At 37.1% G+C, this 17,785-nt stretch carries 11 protein-coding genes; 1 reads left to right on the forward strand and 10 read right to left on the reverse strand.

Annotated elements, in window-relative coordinates; all coding sequences use genetic code 11:
* Nucleotides 1–303: 303 nt before the first annotated feature.
* From ACQWU4_RS16980 to ACQWU4_RS17015, 8 genes are all read right to left on the reverse strand, one after another.
* Nucleotides 304–831, reverse strand: a complete 528-nt coding sequence (locus tag ACQWU4_RS16980) for a hypothetical protein (RefSeq protein ID WP_429936958.1) — start codon at nucleotides 829–831, stop codon at nucleotides 304–306.
* Between the two features lie 11 nt (nucleotides 832–842).
* On the reverse strand, nucleotides 843–1,340 hold the full coding sequence (locus ACQWU4_RS16985) for a hypothetical protein (RefSeq protein WP_429936959.1): 498 nt from the start codon (nucleotides 1,338–1,340) through the stop codon (nucleotides 843–845).
* A 35-nt stretch (nucleotides 1,341–1,375) separates the two neighbouring features.
* Nucleotides 1,376–4,027 (reverse strand): hypothetical protein, encoded by a 2,652-nt coding sequence (locus ACQWU4_RS16990; protein WP_429936960.1) that lies wholly within the window; start codon nucleotides 4,025–4,027, stop codon nucleotides 1,376–1,378.
* A 97-nt stretch (nucleotides 4,028–4,124) separates the two neighbouring features.
* The gene (locus tag ACQWU4_RS16995) at nucleotides 4,125–4,925 is read right to left on the reverse strand and encodes a WxL protein host-binding domain-containing protein (protein WP_429936961.1); all 801 of its coding nucleotides are present in this window, start codon (nucleotides 4,923–4,925) and stop codon (nucleotides 4,125–4,127) included.
* 97 nt (nucleotides 4,926–5,022) lie between these two features.
* Nucleotides 5,023–5,601: a hypothetical protein gene (locus ACQWU4_RS17000; protein ID WP_429936962.1), complete on the reverse strand. Its 579-nt coding sequence runs from the start codon at nucleotides 5,599–5,601 to the stop codon at nucleotides 5,023–5,025.
* A 223-nt stretch (nucleotides 5,602–5,824) separates the two neighbouring features.
* Nucleotides 5,825–8,167: a phosphocholine-specific phospholipase C gene (locus tag ACQWU4_RS17005; RefSeq protein ID WP_429936963.1), complete on the reverse strand. Its 2,343-nt coding sequence runs from the start codon at nucleotides 8,165–8,167 to the stop codon at nucleotides 5,825–5,827.
* Nucleotides 8,168–8,248: 81 nt separating this feature from the next.
* Complete coding sequence (locus ACQWU4_RS17010; protein WP_429937367.1) at nucleotides 8,249–9,724, reverse strand: SusD/RagB family nutrient-binding outer membrane lipoprotein; 1,476 nt, start codon at nucleotides 9,722–9,724, stop codon at nucleotides 8,249–8,251.
* Between the two features lie 58 nt (nucleotides 9,725–9,782).
* On the reverse strand, nucleotides 9,783–12,929 hold the full coding sequence (locus ACQWU4_RS17015; RefSeq protein ID WP_429936964.1) for a SusC/RagA family TonB-linked outer membrane protein: 3,147 nt from the start codon (nucleotides 12,927–12,929) through the stop codon (nucleotides 9,783–9,785).
* A gap of 430 nt (nucleotides 12,930–13,359) precedes the next feature.
* Here ACQWU4_RS17015 and ACQWU4_RS17020 point away from each other — a divergent pair, with 430 nt between their 5' ends.
* Nucleotides 13,360–14,742 carry a tetratricopeptide repeat protein gene (locus ACQWU4_RS17020; RefSeq protein ID WP_429936965.1) on the forward strand — a complete coding sequence of 461 codons (1,383 nt, stop codon included), beginning with the start codon at nucleotides 13,360–13,362 and terminating at the stop codon, nucleotides 14,740–14,742.
* A gap of 452 nt (nucleotides 14,743–15,194) precedes the next feature.
* On the opposite strand, the gene ACQWU4_RS17025 is transcribed toward ACQWU4_RS17020, so the two are convergent.
* Together ACQWU4_RS17025 and ACQWU4_RS17030 are read right to left on the reverse strand one after the other, a co-directional pair.
* Complete coding sequence (locus ACQWU4_RS17025) at nucleotides 15,195–16,799, reverse strand: hypothetical protein (protein ID WP_429936966.1); 1,605 nt, start codon at nucleotides 16,797–16,799, stop codon at nucleotides 15,195–15,197.
* A 139-nt stretch (nucleotides 16,800–16,938) separates the two neighbouring features.
* Nucleotides 16,939–17,727 (reverse strand): SDR family oxidoreductase, encoded by a 789-nt coding sequence (locus ACQWU4_RS17030; protein WP_429936967.1) that lies wholly within the window; start codon nucleotides 17,725–17,727, stop codon nucleotides 16,939–16,941.
* Between the last annotated feature and the right edge of the window lie 58 nt (nucleotides 17,728–17,785).

The following is a 17,785-nucleotide window of genomic DNA, read 5'->3' on the forward strand; positions in this document are numbered from 1 at the left end:
TGGTAGATACCCCAGCCAGGATCAAGTAATTTAGCTATAAGCAATTACTATCTATCTATCTATCTATCTATCTATCCTAAGTAGTATATCCACTTACATCCGTTCGCTTCAAGAGATCAATGAAATTGATCCCTTCTTTGCTTTTCTTAAAACTTGCGGTATACAAATAAACCTTTGCGTTAAAAAGATTCAATACAGTTGTAAGATAGCCTGCTTTAAATATAGATTTCAGACAAATCTTAGATCATATTAAAGTAAAGATTGAAAAATACTAGATAGTATTAAGCTAATCATTTATCATTTTTATATACCACTTACTGTAAAAACAATCCTGCTTTGATAGCTGGTTGCAGGGATCGTTACAGAAACACCACTTAACTGAAATTGAATATTAATTCCAGTATAAGCTGCAAGGGCTAAAACAGCCTGTATCCTGAACAATTCAATATCAGTAAGAGTTACGGTCTGATAAGCTGTACCTCCTGTTATAGAACATAATGCACATACCGTTGTTCCGTTACTGGTTCTTTTAGCGGATAGAACCAATGAATTGTGCCATGTAGGATTGGCTTCATAATGAACGGATACCTTTGCATTTCCCAGGAGCAATGGTACGCTGACAGCCAAAATAGCCTGATTGGTTGCGCTTTCATAGAGCCCCGCATAATTGCTTCCTGCTTCCGTAATAGTGGGAACACTTACAGTCCAGTTTGTTCCGGTGACGGTGATTGTCTGGGCTTTATATTGAGATACAGATATGATAAAAATAATAAAGAGAATATATTTTGTGCAAAATACTTTTTTACATATAGCTAAGCTGGTAGATTTCATTTCTTTTTAATTTATTCAGTTATAGTATATGTTATGACAATGGGAGTATTGGTACGGGCTGAAAGATTGGCATATGTATTCACGGTAAGGCTTATCGTAAGCCTGTGCCCGTTATTGGCGCCATTGCCTGTAAATGCACCACCTATTCCGGTAATAATATTTACAGCAGTCGTGGATAATGTAAGCTGCCCGGATGAAATTCCTAATGTACCTCCGCCAGAGCCGGAAGCTGCGGCAGCCTGAAGCTTGATATCGACCCCGGGAATTGTCTGGTTAACAGATGCTGTAACCCGTCTTGTAAGTCCTGCGGGCGCAATGGCAGAAGTATAATTGATCCACTTTGATGTATTGGATGCAGGAGCAGTTACAGCCGATCCTGCTTCAGTAGGGGCTGTAAAATTCAAGCTGAAATTTCCTGTCGGTTCTATATCTAATAAAGTTACCACAGGCAGTGTCACAGAGATATTTCTGTTTCCTGTTGTTTGTGACCATACCATATGAGAAATCATACTGGTTATTATACATATTATGCGGATGGGCAATTTCATCTTTTCTTTTTAATTTCGTTGTATCCTACCTTTATTGTTTCCTGTTGATATTTAATTTCACTCTGCTGCTTTACGATATGAACCGTTATACTTTTTGTTTCCGATGATTTAAGATTAAACTGAAAAGAATCTACAGCTATTTTATACCGTTTGTCTAAACCATTTCTATAAAGCTTAACTTTCCATTCTCCCGGACGCAGATAAGTAAAATCAAAAGTTTCACCGATAAATGCTATTTTTCTGTAAGTCTTTTCCCCGTCTGATACTTCAATAATGATACTCTGCTTTTTCTTTTTTTCTGTTTTAGGCTGAAAGTGAACAAAACTGTACTGATTTTTTTCCTCATCTTCAGAAAGGAGGATAATTCCTTTAATTGTTGATGCAGTCGTTAACCCAAAATTGAAAGCATTTTCCTTGTTAATGAGATGAAGTGATGCTGGTAAAGAAATATTGGGAATATCATTAATTTCTGTTGTTGAACGATCTATCTCAAGAAAATAATCTCCCGGAATAACATTTTTAAAAAGATAATTTCCATCTTTATCTGTAACAGATAAATGACTTCCAAGCATTAATTTAATCCCTTCAGTCTTCTTCACACCCAGATTACTGATATTCCCTGACAAAGAAGTATAGTCGGCCGTTTTTTGTACCGGAACATTGAGACGAAGTGTATAGCGTAATGAAAAGATGAAATCCTTATTGCCCAGTTCACCACGCTGCAATGCATATCTTCCGGATAAATCAAGTTCACTGCCCCGGAAAAGCTGCTGATGGAATAAAACTTCAAAAAGATTCCTGTCTCTGAAATATTCCTCAGGAATATAATTATTCTGATAAAAAATACTTAAACTGCTCTTATCGGAAAACCTGCTGAAGATTCTTGCTCCATAATAAATCTGCTTTTCATTCTGCATCTGATACCTTGAAGTGATGGCATAGCTCGCATAGATATTGAATGATGTTTTAAATTTTTCAAAAGCAATATTCGTCGTATAAAAACTGGAATTTCCGTTGAATCCGCTCAGGTAATTATTTGTTTTTCCAAACTGCCCCTGAAGATTTACCTGGAATATTCCTATCTGCTGATCCACACTTACTTTAAAATACCGTTCATAATAATCAAACTGTTTCGGCTCCAGGCGGTCCTGATATTTTTGAAATCCATTATAAAATGTTACCAGGCCGTTTCGCATATATCTGTACTGCATACCATATTGAAAAAAACTTCTGTATGGAGCTGCCAGAAATAAAGTATCCCTTTGAAAGTTTCTGGCATCCTGTACATAATTGGCAAATAAATTGATCCTTTTGGAAAAATTATACTGAAGATTTCCGTTAAATGTACTGGTATTGGTAAAATATCCGGCAAACTTAGGACTTGCCCTCATATACATGACATTACCATTAAGTCTTTCGAAATTGGCCTGAGCCTGAGCCATATAAGCTGTTCCATCCATTTCTTCATTCTTACTGTAAGCTGCTTCTCCGGAAAGGGTTATGTTTTCTGAAATTTTGAATTTCCCGGCTGTGTAGGGGAGATGGGTTTCGGAATACAGCCTGATATTCCCGAAATTCATTTCTCCCTTCCTCGGAATTTTATAAAGATAACCTGCTGTAATTTCAGATTCTTTTCGAATTTTAAAGGTTGAATAAATATTAAACTCATCTTTAATATCCCTGAAAAATCTTGGATGATTATAAAAACCTCCCAGACTGATCTTTTTGAAATCATAACGGACTTCCGCACCACGTCCATATCTTGCAAACTCAGTTAAATAAGAAGCCGAATACATTTTATCACCCAGGTGAACGAAGAAATTATTTCTTTTATAATTAATAAAATACTCTTCATATTGGGTAAAAGAATTGAATTCAACAGGATTGGCTGATACTGCGTGAAATTCAACCTGATTTTTATTGTCCTTGTCCAGGCTTCCCTTTCCATATACTTCCCCCTGAAAGCCGTCATCGTAAACACCCATATTTTTCATCCCTATAAAAGATAATGAAGCGGAAACAGGGAGCCTGTGGTAAATATCATCTTCTACAGGCTTTACAGAGATGACCTTTACACTTACATAAGCTGTCTGATTTTCCTGTGGATTATCCGGAGAATATACAGAAAGGTTGAGATTCTGAAATTCATTCTGTCCGAGTGCTGTACTGGTGATTTTATAAATGTTGATGATCTTTGACTCGTTCGGAGCTAATGTTATGTATGTTTCATCGTCTACTACGGCATTTTTACTTTCCAGAATCAGTTTTTCAGTAACATTTCCGTTGTTTTTCAATAGATAGGATGCCCGGATCGTTTCCCCGGCTCTGATAAACTCAGGTGAATTTAATGCAGTCAGACTAAGCTTCCTGCTTCCTGAAATTGTAATCTGTGAAGACTTTGTAAAAGAGGTTCCATCATGCTGGTCTGTTCCATGCAGGGTAATGGAATACCGGCCTTGTGCTGCTTCTGTTGCAATGCGGACAGGGACGATATATACTGTTTTTTCATTGGCAGCTATGTTAAATTCTGCTTTTGCTAAAATAGGAGTAATGAAAGAACTTGAAGTGGTAACTGTAATGTCATACACCTTATTTTCAGCTGCAGTATTTTCCAGAGCAAAGGAAATAGAAGTAGACATCCCCGGCATGAGGCTATCTTTTTTGCCGGCCGGTTGATTGGACAGCTGTTGAGAAAAAATATGTGCCGGGAATAGTAATAACAGGATAATATATAAGATCCGGGTTTTAATCATTCTTTACTTCTAGTTCCACATTGAGTGCAAAGGCATTTTCATCTTCATCGGTGGCAATTAGAACAGCTTTGTATTGGCCTGCCGGAACTTTGCTGATGTCAATATGAAACGATTTGGAGGTTTGTGGCAGTAATCCCATCTGGATACTTGTATAGCTTCCGAGGCGTTCTCCGGTTTTCCGGTTGTAGATTTCAATGGTTGCCGTTGGTTTACAGTAGAGATTACCATTATTGGCTATCGCTATTTTCGCCGTTTGTCTTCCGTCTTCTTTCTCTATTTTTACATTTTCGAATTTCAGGTCCGGTTTTGCCCTTTCTGTTTCATAATCAGTAATGACCTGGATAGCATATCGTACTACAGAAGTAATGTTTACCCCTGCTTTATCATTGCTTGGTTTAATATCTTCTACAGGTTCAACAATAATGACACTCCAGTAACTTCCGGAATCAGCAGGACGGTCGGGGATTGTAATCTCATAGAATACATCAGTTTTTTCCTTTGCCTTTAATGTAACCAGATTAGTATTAAGTTTGATCCAGTCGCTGTTGGTTCTGCTGTTGGTATGCATGGCAGTATAGCTTATAGTTCCGTCAGCCTTATAGCTGAAATCCTGTAAAAATAATTTTACGCTCTGAAGAGTATTGCCTGTATTTTCAATGCTAACTTTTCCTTTATATACTTTTCCGTTTTCTACCTTGTAAGTATGGGTAAGACCGTTTAGAACAACAATACCTGCATATAGAAAACTAAACTGCAGCATCAGGAACATCAAAAGGAAAATGCGCTTTATCATAATAATGTAAAGTTTGAAATTAAATTATAGGCAATATAAAACAGAGAAGAAGCTGATAAACGACTTCTTCCAGTTTTATTTTAAATTGAAAGTTATACTAGTTATCCGAGATCGTGTAGGTAACTGTAGCCACGGTGCTGGCTGTTGCCTGTAGATCTGCATATACAGCTACTCCTCCGGGACCACTTCCTGCTGCCAGAGCATATGTAAGGTTGTGCCCGTTATTAGCTCCGTTTCCGGTGTAGGCACTTCCGATTCCTGAAATAATAGTCTGGTCTGCTGCACTCAGGGTAAGCTGTGCTGCAGGAGTACCTAATGTTCCAGCTCCACTGCCTGTAGCTGCTGCTGCTGTTACGTTGATATCAATTCCCGGGATAAGGGCATTTACTTTTACAGACACATTACGGGTAGGATCTGCTACAGATTTGATTGACGAATAATTCAGCCAAAGTGTACTGTTGGATGCACTCGGGATGATGGGATTACCTGCTTCTGTAGGTGCTGTAAAGCCTAATGTGAGGTTCTTGGTTGCAGCGGGTTCAATATCTACCAGTGCAACTTCAGGAATAGAAATTGTGATGGTATGGTTGTCTGTATTGGTATCCTGTGCTTGCAAGCTACCGGAAAATGCGGCAGTAATTAAGCATACCGCAAGGCCTAGGTTTAATTTTTTCATGATGCTTGTTAATTAGTTAGGTGAAATTAATAAAAATTGACATAATATGATAATAAAATTTCATATTTTAAATATTATTAATTATTCAATTATAATATTGTATTATGTATTAAAATATTTACATGAAAATTATATAAAAATAGTATATCAGGTTATGATTAAGATCATAATAAAAGCCTCACACTATTTGTGCAAGGCTTTCATTTTTTATTATACTTTATAATTATGCCCAATGCGGGTCCGAAACAGAAATTTTTCCGGTTTCTGTTCTTCCTGCAAAATGCCATATGTGGTCGTTAAGTATTACTTTTAGATCATACCAGCCTTCATTTTTACCGAGATCAATAGCTATTTTCTCTTCTATCTGATGTAAAGAAATAGTTTTTTTATTTTTTTCATACAGATCCTCCACAACAACAGAAGCATTTCCTTTTTTATTTTTGAAAATCAATTCAGCCTGATTTTTTGAACCATTATCAATTAACTGTACATCTATTTCGGGTGTAGTACTTCCGCTGAACTTTCTGAAAAAACCATTAGGCCCGAAAACTTCATAATCATATTTTCCGGGATTTACAACGTGGGATAATTCCTGTTTAGAATATAACGCATAAGAAAAGTGATAATTGCCGTTGTTAAATTGTGTTCTGTCATAAATCAGCAGGGGAACACCGGCTTCTTTTAAATTGACCATCCTGATCTTTCCGTTTTCTAAATTGACATGGTATTGGTAGGGAAGCGGGTTTGATGGCTTAATTCCCCTTTCCTGAATTTCAAGAAGATGATCGCTGACTTCACTTTCCGCATGCCATTTCAGGTCCGGAACAGGTTTACTTTTGGCTGCGTTGATGGTCTTTGCATAATCTTTCTGATCCAGATAATCCATTTTGGGGGCTTTTGTACCGGAAGAATTGAATGCAGAAGTGAGGTCTCCGCAAACAGCCCTTCTCCAGTCACTTATATTGTCAACTTTAACACTTTTATTATACTTTTTCTGAATAAAATTTTCCAGAAACTGCAGGACAGAAGTATGGTCCGAAACTTCAGAATTAACAAATCCTCCTTTTGTCCATGGAGATGCAATAATCATCGGAACCCTGTAGCCCAAACCTACGGTACCTTCTATTCTTTCGTGATCTTTCAAAGGAAGGGCAGACATATATTCCTGAGACTTATCTACATATTCAACACCTTCTTTACCGTTCATATCAACTGGCTGGCTTGGATTGACCGGAGGGGCAAAGGGAAGAACGTGGTCAAAATATCCGTCGTTCTCATCATAATTGATAATGAAAATTGTTTTTTTCCAGGTTTCCGGGTTTTTGGTCAGGATATTTAAAACTTCCGAAATATACCATGCTCCATACCAAGGCGATCCGGGATGGTCAGAAAAATGTTCAGGAGCTACCAGCCATGAAACCAACGGGAGCTTTTTCTCTTTTACATCCTTTCGGAACTGGAACAGGACATCTCCTTTCGGAACGACGAGCCTTTCTCCGTTTTCGTCAATTCCGGTTTCCAGATTCCAGTAATCGGGATCGATGCTATTGGTAGTAAAAGCTTTTTCGTGAAGATTTTTTTCCTGCTGCGAAAGTTTGGAATAGTTCTCAGGAGCATATTTTTCCTGATCTTCTTTAAGTTCGGCAATCATGGCTTCAAACCTTTTCTTCTGATCAGGTTTTTTTTCAATTTCTCCTTGCAGGTAAGCAATTATCTTAGGAATATTCTGGTAATAACCTTTTGAAAATTTAACGTTGAATTTTGCAAACCATTCAATCGGATTATCTGTGAAATTACTCAGCCATGCTTCCTGTTCTCCGGACATTCCTTTTGGAAGGCTGATCTCGTTCTGGTAGATTTTCCATGAAATATTCTGTTCCTCTAATATTTCAGGAAAGCTTTTCCAGTGCGCTTGTCTTGCTTTATCATAATCAATATTTTCATTGTAGACATTGGCTTTTACTTTTCCGCTCTGCTGTTCTCTAAGTGTTCCCGACCAGTGGAAAAGTCTGTTCGGAGTGGTTCCTGTAAGTGAAGAACAGAAATATTGGTCAAATATCGTGAACGCATCCGCCAGCTGGTAATAAAAAGGAAGATCTTCCCGGTTATAATAGCCTAAAGTAAGCGGAATATTTTTATAATCCTTATTCCCGGAAGCTTTAAACTGAAGCCACTTGTTGTATTTCCTTTTATTCAATGCTTTCTGCTGATCCGCCCATGAATGAGGCAGAGAGCTCATCCATGTAGATTTTGTATTTCTAAGATCTAATCTTGCAGGTGAAGCATATTTTCCGGTATCATCTTTTTGGAAAAAAACGGAATGTCCGTCCTCTTTGATGAAGGCCCTTTTGTCAAGAAAGCCCCGTACTCCTTTCAATGCTCCGAAAGCGTGATCAAAAGAACGGTTTTCCTGCATCAGAATCACCACATGTTCCGCATCATAAAAAGTAGATAAGGCTGCGGGCTCAATGGCCAGTGCTTTTAAAATGGCAGGATGAAGAACACTTGAAGTTCCCAGTCCAGCCAGTAAAAGGCTCGATTTTTCTAAAAATTCTCTTCTGTTCATATTCAATCTTAATAAGAAATAAACCGCAAGTTAATTGGATTTTCCTGCGGTTTACCTGTTTTTATATAAATATTTAAATTCTTACTGAAGCCACCACGGTTTGGAATTGATATTGTCGTTTCCTCCGTACTGAGCAGCCAGAGCCGCTTTCAGATTCGTACTGTTATAATTGTATTCCGCTTGCGGATATCTGAATCTGAATGGGGCTGAAACTCCTGTCTGTAAGGGATAATTCGGATAACCTGTTCTTAAATAATCATAATAAGATGTCCATTGCCCCTGGTGGAACATGATCATGTATTTTTGAGTCATAATTTTTTCCAGGCGGGTCTGAAGCGGGTCTGCATCGTTATAAACCACTAATGGAGTTGCCAGATACAGATTTACATTAAATCCTGTAAAATACTGTCCCGGATTTTTTACATAAGTCTGGTAAAAGCTGAAGCTTCCTTTAATGGCATTATCATAATGGGTTTTTGCAGATCCGGAAATCCATCCTCTGGCTGCAGCCTCTGCCAGGATAAATTCCAGTTCCGGATAGCTTAACACAGAAGAAGGCTCATTGGTAGGATCTTTATAAAAACGGTCATTTACTTTAGAAATATTTTTTGCAGTGATCAATGCTGCATTGTCAGAATAGGAAGATGTAGGATTTCCGCCATTATATCCTGTAAAATCTGTAAGTGGTTTTCCGGCTTCTTTGGCAGCAGTAGTTTGTGCAGCAAAAGTAAAAAGTCGGGGATCCTGTCTGGCCTTAAAAAAGTTGATAAAATAATCAGCCATATATAAACTTGATCCGTAGCCGCTGTTGTTGAACATGGTATATCTGCTGTCTGCTGCATCAGCAAATTTAAGCTCCCCATTATCTGAAATAGAAGTCATTAAAGGCTGGCTTCCTGCGATAGAAGCAAACTCAGTGGCTACATTATAACTTCCCAATGCAGTTTTTTTAGACATGGTTATTAAAATCTTCAGACGGAAAGAATTGATGAGCTTTTTCCATTTTGAAGCATCACCATTATAGATAATATCGCCTTCAATTTTATCTCCGGAATTGATCAGGTCATTTGCTTCTTTCAGTTCAGTTAAGATTCCAGTCATTACTGTTTCCTGGCTGTCGTATTTCGGCTGGGTAATTCCGGCTTCACCTTTTGCGGCTTCTGTGTAAGGAATGCTTCCGAATTTTAAACTTAAATTAAAGAAATAATAAGCTCTGTAGAACTTGCCGATAGCACTGTAATTTTTATTGTTGATCTTCTCTGCTTCCTGCATCATTTTTACCGTGTTCAGGATACCTTTTGTATATACATCAAAAGAAGCATCGTTCCATTTCATGTACTGATACGTATTTTCACCGTCGGTACCGATCATCATTCTTGAAGCATACATATTGTCACCGTTTACCTGAAAAGCGTCTTTTGAAACATAAGTCAGAAGAACTTTAGGGTCCACACTGGCCTGGTCGTTGGGATTCTCGTTAATCTTGCCAAGATCTGTTTCGCATGAAGACAGGATCAGCAGTCCTGCAAAAGCGGTTAATTTTAACCATTTGGCCATTCTATTATCTGGAAATTTTGCTGTTATATTATTTTTCATTGTTCGGGATGCTTATTCATTAAAATTTAAGATTAAAACCAACTCCTATCCATCTGCTGGAAGGATCCTGGATATCATTGTCGTCTCTTTTCTTAAGCTGATAATCAGGGTCGGAATAGAGGTTCTTGGACTTTTTCCACATGGCAAGATTGTAGGCTGAAATATTGGCGGTGAAATTTTTGATCATTCCTTTAGGATTCAGGAGATAGGAAAAATCATATTCCAGAACTACAGATCTCAGTTTGATGAAAGTTCTGTCGAAAACATTTGCAAACAATTCACTTTCATCCTCCGTTACTCTTGCCTGATAAGGATAATTCTGTGCCCAGTCCTGGAAACTGATCGGCTTGGTGTGTGGAGTATATGTGCCTGTAACAGCATTGTAATTCACACCGTCCGGTACAAAATAATACGTTCCCGGATTTGCATATTCAAGATCCCTGTAGGCTGTTGAGTTCGGGTGTTTTCCGCCCCACCACATTTTTTCTACGACCTGAGATCTCATTACGCCCCCTATGCTTCCGTCAATTCCGATATTCAGTGAGAATTTTTTATACTTGAAGGTATTGTTGAAACCAAAAGTCCAGTCCGGATTAAAGTGTCCTAAATTACTTGGGGTATCTGCTCTTGTAGGCATTCCTGTTGCAGCATTCAGAATTACTTTTCCGTCCGGAGATTTTTTCCAGGTATAATCGTAGAAACTGTCCATTCTTTCGCCAAGCTTGATATTGTTATAGTTCGGCATATCATCATAAATAGAAGTGAGTTTCTGTTCATAAGTGCTCCAGTTGATTAATGATCTCCAGGTAAAACTGGCTGTTTTTATTGGAACCAACCCCAAAGAGATCTCCAGGCCTTTTGTTGTATACTCGTTTCCGTTTACATATTGCGAGGTAAAACCTGAAGACGGTGCAGCTGGGAATTCAAGGATATTATTATAATCCAGCGTCCTGAAATAAGTAACATCTAAAGTAACCCTGTTCTTGAATAGTCCTGCGCTTAATCCCAGTTCATAAGATTTGGTCTGTTCGGGTTTTAAAGAATTTTCTACATTGAGGATCGTAGGATAGTTGAACATCGGGTTTCCATTAAAAGTAGCTCCTTTGTTATTCAGATAGTAATTTCTTATCGAATAAGGCTGGAAATCGTAAGCAACCTTCGCCCATGAAGCTGAAAGTTTTAAAAGATTAATGGCTTCCGGCATTTTAACAAGATTTGAAATAACCGCACTTACCGATGCAGAAGGGTAGAAGTAAGACCTGTTGGCTTTCGGAAGGGTAGAAGACCAGTCATTACGTCCTGAAATATTGATGAAGAAAGCATTGTACAAACCAATGTCAATGGTCGAATAGGCACTGTAGATCAGTTTTTCCTTTAGATAATCATAATATTTTACAGCTCCGGTCGAGTTTTCCAGAGTATATAGTTCCGGAATTTTTAAACCATCTGTAGAGGCATTATCGATATTGTTTTTATAATAAAATGTTGATCCACCGGCATTGATCGTAAAATCAAAATTATCGGATATTTTTTTCTTATAGGTTGCAAGGATGTCAGAATTCAGGTTCCATGTTTTGGTATCATTCAGGAGATAGCCACCGCTTCTCGGAGCACTGTAGTTGAAGTAAGAATACGGGCTTAATATTTCCTGCTTGTTATGGTTTTCAACAATAGATATCTTTCCTTTTACTGAGAAATCTTCAGTTGCCTTATATTCTAAGCCGGTCTGTGCATTGATGATGTTTGTTCTGTTTTTATTCTTATAGTTTTCAGCGCCGAACCACGGGTTATTGTACCATGCATAATTCCAGTTGGCTTGTGCAACCCCTTCTCTTCCCGGAATCCACATATGGTTTTTTAGGTCTCTTCCGTCTACATCTGCTCCCATCCAGATCAGGATGGTGTACATATGTCCGCTTGGATTGTATTCGTAATTGGGAATATTCGGAGTAAAAGTCTGATTAAAATTGAATTTGGTATCAAAAGTCAGTTTTTCTCCCAGATGATTTTCAGAAGAGAAATTAACACCATATCGCTGCAGGTAAGATCCCGGAATTCTGTCGTCGTAATTCATGAAATTTCCGGAAAGTCTGTAAATGTCCTTATTGTTTTTATAGCTTACTGCGAAGCTGTTATTATTAATCACTGCAGGCTTTAAAAAAGTATCCAGGTTATCATGATACTGCCAGTCGATCGGAACTCTTTCGTACCTTGATTTGTCATTGTACTGGGTTCCTGTTACCGCACCATACCACGGAATTACCTGTCCTGTCATCTTGTCCCTGATAGGACTGTTCCATTGGGCTATTTTCAGTCCGGGAACAAATTTAGGTCCCCAGATCATATCTCCGTCATTGACACCGCCGTCAGCTCCGTCCCAGAATTCATATTTTCCATGTGATCCGTTTCCGTATTCGTTCTGTGTCTTGGGAAGATTGGTAAATCCTGCCGTTACCATTGTATTCTGTGAAAACTCCACAGAAAAACCATTTTTCCTGGCACTTTTAGTGGTAATCAGGACAGCTCCGTAGCGCCCTCTTGAACCGTATAATGCAGAAGCTGTTGCTCCTTTCAGGACGTTGATGTTTTCAATATTATTAGGATCCAGATTCTGGAAAACCTCTTTCTCTACAATCACGCCATCGATCACAAAAACCAGATTGGAGTTTCCTCTTAGCGTAAACTGTGGAGCCTGCTGCATTCCTGTAGGGTTGGAAACATTCAGGCCGGCCACCTGTCCTGAGAATAAATTTCCTATACTTGGAGTTGTGATGGTTTCAAACTGTTTGGTACCGACTTCCTGGGTTGCGTAGCCTATCTTTTCTTTCTTTTTGGCAATTCCCAAAGCGGTAATAACCACTCCTTCGATCTGTTTTTCATTTGCTTTTTTCAAAACAACCGAATATTGTCTCCTGGAAGAAACCTCAATAGTATACATAGAAAAATCCGGAGCATAAAATTCAAGAATATCTTTCGGGTTGGCAGAGATCGTAAAATTACCGCTTTCATCGGTAACAGTTGTTTTCCCTGTGTTTTTGTCTGTAATATTCACCCCGGAAACACTGGAGCCGTTCTCGGATTTCACGTTTCCGGAAATATTGATTTCTTGAGCAGTAAGATAAAGGGGGAGTAAAAAAACAGTAAAAGTAGCTAAAGTCTTCTTCATTTTTTTTTGAGGACAAATTTAGCCAGCAGCTGTTACCTGGATTTTAATACTGTATTAACATAAAAATATGATTTCACCATTAAATGTTAAAAAAATTAATGTAATTGTAAAGCTTAAAAGAAGAATTAAATAATAATTTTTCTTTTTTAATATATAAGTAGGTAAAAATAAATTATGTTTATAAAAATCATTTAAAATAATTACAAAAGCCTCTTTGTGATAGGTTATTATTTCCAAGTATTGTGATAAGATAAAAATGATAATCAGGTTAGTTTTATTGTTTTTTTAATAAAATGCGAATTGTATTGTCTATTTTTTATCTTTGCGGGCGATTTTATAAAAAACACATATGACTCTTAAGCTTTTATCTCTTATAATTTTTGTAACCTTTAATTTATCTTACAGTCAAAGTATCAAAGAAATAGATAGTTTGTTTACACTCGTAACAGATAAGAATGCCTATGCTGACAGGGGAGATAAAGAACTATTAAGACTTTGTACCGAGGTTTATTACCAATCGAAAGAAATAGGTTATGATAAGGGAAAAGTGAATGCTACTGTAAAAATGGCTGAAATTTATTCAAATCGGGGTAATGCAAGAGAAAGCCTCAGATATATTAAAGAGGGTTTGGAGCCTGCAGAAAAACTGGAACAATATGCGAGTTTGACATCTCTAAGGATGATTCATGGGATAACCATGTCCAGACTCGGGTATTATAAGAAAGCAGACAAAGATTATCGCGAAGCATTGCACAGTGCAGAAAAGATCCGGGATGCCGATAAAAAACATTACATTATCTCTAATGTATATCGCCAGATTGCAGATCTATGTACAGAAAATACAAAAGATTCTGTCGTTTTTTATGCTCTTAAAGGGTATCAAAGTGCTCAGCTCATAAGCAAAAAAAGTATGTTTAGGGACAAAGCTGTCGCAGGAGCATTATTGACGGTTGCTTCCGGGTATTTTTATATGAATGATCTGTCAAAAGCAGAAAAATATTTGGATGAGTTTGATAAAATGATGGAAGGGATAAAAGACAAGCAGCATTTGACACAAAGTTTTAGAATTAAGGGAGAAATAGAAAATAAGAAAAAGAATTATACAAAAGCCATTGAATATTTTCAAGAGGCCATTACCTGGGAAAAACAATATAATAGCCGATATCAGTTGAAATTAATTTATCCTGAGATTGCTGATTCATATGGGAAACTGCTGGATTATAAGAATGAATCTCTTTATCTGGCAAAAGCTAAAGATATCACCGAGAGTTTATTGTCTGAGGAAAAGAAACTGCTTGAACAGGTGCATAAGACCGGGGAAAATGAAGATGATAGTTATGATATCTTTTCTGATAAGAAATTATTGTATGGAGGCTTACTTTCTTTTTTTATAATATCAAGTCTGATTATTTTTTTCATCATTAGAAATAAAAAAGGCAATACTAAAAATGAAAATGCTGCTGAAGATAAAATAGCGGCAGGTCATATTCCTTCGGCAAAAAATACAATTGAAGTAGATTCCAAAATGCTTAATCAGGTGATTAATCTGGCCCGCGATAATGATGAATCTTTCTATTTTAAATTTTTGGAATTATTTCCGGATTTTAATCAGAAGCTTTTGTCTGTCAATCCGCAGCTTACGCTTTCTGATTTAGAATATTGTGCTCTTATGAAGCTTAATTTTGATACAAAGCAAATAGCAGTTTATAAAAAACTATCAATAAGCTCTGTTGAAAGTAAAAAATACAGGATCAGAAAAAAGCTGAATATAACTTCTCAGGAAAGTATTTATACATGGTTTATGAAAATTTAATTATCCATAGTCGTGTTATTGATTGATTTTCATTGTTTTGAGTGCACTCGCGTGTTGTTGCGAGCATTTCGATGGATGTTGCTGGCAGCTTTTCTTACTTTTTTTTGACAGTGTTACTATGTTTGTACTCGAAGATGAGTTTTAAAGGATGGTCTATTAACTTTAATTCTATTCTTGTGCTTAAATAGGAATTGAGGCTGCGTGTCTTACAATGATTTTGGATATTAGGGAAGATTTTCCAAAAGATCTGACAGTTCCGGATATTGCAGGAAATGAATTAAAAACAACAGATATAGTTTTCTACCTTAAAGCGGAGTAGATACTTAAAAAACTTCTTAACTAATCTTAATTTTATTTTTTTACCAAGAGATTGCTGTGGGAATTCCTACGGCAATTTTATTTATTATTAATAATTCTGGAGATAGAAAAAATGTCTTAAAGCTTTTACCAGGCTAGAATCTGCTCAGGATTCCCCAATGGATTTTGATATCATTGAATTTAAACGGGTTTCCAAATTCATTGCCGTTTGAAAGCTGGAAACTCATCAGCCCGATCGGTATAAAGAAATTAAATCCGAGCCCTACACTGTAAAGTTTAGGTTTTACATTTAAAGATTTATTATTGAGCTGGCCATACTGCCCGAAGAAATCAAAAAACGCCTGGCTTCCAATGAGATATCGGTATTCTAAGCCTGCGTAATAATAAAAATCGGCAGCAAGGGATTTCTCATTGAAACCCCGCATGGAATTCCATCCCCCGAAGCGGTACAATTCATTCGCAGAAAATTCTACCTTGGAATCCATCATCGCTCCTTCAGCTTTTATATTGAGGAAATGATTGCCGGAAATATGGTAATTATGCTCGCCGAAAAAATAAAACTGGTTCTGGTTGGCCTTAATGTTATCTTTGGTATAGGTTGTTGTCAAGTAATCATAGCCTGCATTGATTCTTGTTTTGTAAAGGAAAAGATCAATGTCCGTAGGTTCTGTCATTTCAAACCAGATCCCGAGTCCTTTTTTATTATAATCCTTACCCTGAACATACAAAGTATCAATAATGCTGGAAGACTCCAGTGTTCCTCTAAGCCCGATCTTGTTGCGGGAATTGATATGATAATAAAAAGCAGGAAGGAACTTCACATTGGCAAATGTAGAATCCTGTCTGAAAATATTTACTTTCAGATTCATTCCCACATTAGATTTCAAAAGATATGGAATATCGGTCTGAAGATCAAAAGTCTGTCCTTTGTCCGGGTTTCTCTGCCAGTAAAGATTGACTGTTTCAAAACCATTGAACATATTCCGGAAATTCACATTCAAAGTACCGTTTAATGTAAATTTTTCCGTTTTATCGTTTCCGAAGCCGATTACCCCATCAAAAGTATTGGTCTTTTTCTTTTCCATAAACAGGTAAATGCTTGTGGAATCTTTAGTGAATAACGTCTGGGGAGGCCGTTCCAGGGTAACGAAAGCATGGCTCTGGAAATTTTTGCTGATGGCAAGAAGGTTTTTATCATCATAGGTCTTTCCTTTAAATTCCTTTTCCAGATTTTTCATAAACCTTTTTGGAACCCTTTCGTAACCTTTTACCACAAAACCGTCAATCGTACGTTTGTCATTTTTATTGATATCCAGCTCTATAACGGGATAGCCGTTTTTCTGACCTTTATATTTGGATTTAAGACGGCTGAAAGAATAACCGTCATCAATATACCTTTTGTTAATACTTTTTTTTGTGGAGTCTAGGTTTTTGGTGAAAAAATCTTTCTGGATCTTTAGTTTCAGCGCAATAGAGTCAGAAAGATCTACATAGGTTTCATTAAAGTTTTTTCCTTTATCATAGAAAATTTCTGTGCTGTCACCTTTCACTTTTACATCCTTCAGTTTGGTGAAAAAATAATTGTTCTGCGATAATGAGTCCAGAAATTTAACTGCTGAAACAGAATCTTTTACTTTTTTCCTGACATTGGTTTCCGTATCAATAAGCCAATACTGCTTCTTCTGCGCTTGTACAAAAACGCAGGACAGGATAAAAAATATTTTCAGAAATAGCTTCAATACTCAATTTACTTAAACCATTAATTTTAATTTGTTCTTACAAGGAACTCAAAAGCGAAGTTCACTTAATCATTCTTAACAGCTTAATATATCTTAACGGTTCAACTGTATATTTAAATAATTTTTAAAATAACTGAATTTAATCCAGTTTATTATACTTTTTCATCAGATTTTCATAAGTTCCCTGAGGAAGTATCCATTTCAGGGGAACTCCGATCTTCTGTCCGAATTTACCAAAATAATAATGAGCTTTCCATTTATTTTTGTCCAGAAGCTTTTCAACATAAGTGGCCACCTCAAGAGGTTCAGTTCCGTCACCCACATGCGAGTTCATCAGGGCATAAACTTTGTCAAATATATTTTTGTACGGTTCGGAAACCTGGGTTTTCACCCTGTTCTCTGCAATATTCGTTTTGATGTCGCCAAGATGTAATGAGCATACTTCAATATTCCATGGGTATACCTCATATCTTATAGCTTCTGTTACTTTATCCAAAGCAGATTTGGAAGCAGAATAAAAACCACGGAAAGGCAGCCCCATTTCACTTCCTATACTTGAAATATTGATGATCTTTCCGAATTTGTTTTCACGCATTTTCGGGAGAACGGCACTCATCATCTGCACAGAACCTACAAGATTCAGGTTGAAAAGCTTTAAAATATCTTCCTTGGTAGAATCTTCCACGGCTCCTACCATTCCCATTCCGGCATTGTTGATAAGAACATCAATCCTTGATTCTGTTTTTAAAACTTCAGCGATAGCATTCTGAACGGCAGCGTTATCGGTAATATCTGTAGGGATAGATCTGAAATACCGGCTTTCTGTATGTTTTCGGCTTAAGCCATATACTTTATGGCCTTTCCCTCCAAAATATTCGGCCAGTACAAAACCTATTCCTGATGAGGTTCCAGTGATGATAATAGTCATTGGATTGTTTATAATTTTAGACTTTTGTTTTTCTTCCGGCTGCTGTGTTTCAGCATAA

Origin of the sequence: Chryseobacterium sp. MIQD13, from assembly GCF_050496705.1 — a bacterium.
In the GTDB taxonomy this organism is placed as follows: Bacteria; Bacteroidota; Bacteroidia; order Flavobacteriales; family Weeksellaceae; genus Chryseobacterium.

Bases quoted from the DNA above. Each gene is read 5' to 3' on its own strand.
- ACQWU4_RS17010 (WP_429937367.1), bottom strand. From the start codon at position 9,724: ATGGCCAAATGGTTAAAATTAACCGCTTTTGCAGGACTGCTGATCCTG.
- ACQWU4_RS17005 (WP_429936963.1), bottom strand. From the start codon at position 8,167: ATGAACAGAAGAGAATTTTTAGAAAAATCGAGCCTTTTACTGGCTGGA.
- ACQWU4_RS17015 (WP_429936964.1), bottom strand. From the start codon at position 12,929: ATGAAGAAGACTTTAGCTACTTTTACTGTTTTTTTACTCCCCCTTTAT.
- ACQWU4_RS17030 (WP_429936967.1), bottom strand. From the start codon at position 17,727: ATGACTATTATCATCACTGGAACCTCATCAGGAATAGGTTTTGTACTG.
- ACQWU4_RS16985 (WP_429936959.1), bottom strand. From the start codon at position 1,340: ATGATTTCTCATATGGTATGGTCACAAACAACAGGAAACAGAAATATC.
- ACQWU4_RS17000 (WP_429936962.1), bottom strand. From the start codon at position 5,601: ATGAAAAAATTAAACCTAGGCCTTGCGGTATGCTTAATTACTGCCGCA.
- ACQWU4_RS16980 (WP_429936958.1), bottom strand. From the start codon at position 831: ATGAAATCTACCAGCTTAGCTATATGTAAAAAAGTATTTTGCACAAAA.
- ACQWU4_RS16995 (WP_429936961.1), bottom strand. From the start codon at position 4,925: ATGATAAAGCGCATTTTCCTTTTGATGTTCCTGATGCTGCAGTTTAGT.
- ACQWU4_RS16990 (WP_429936960.1), bottom strand. From the start codon at position 4,027: ATGCCGGGGATGTCTACTTCTATTTCCTTTGCTCTGGAAAATACTGCA.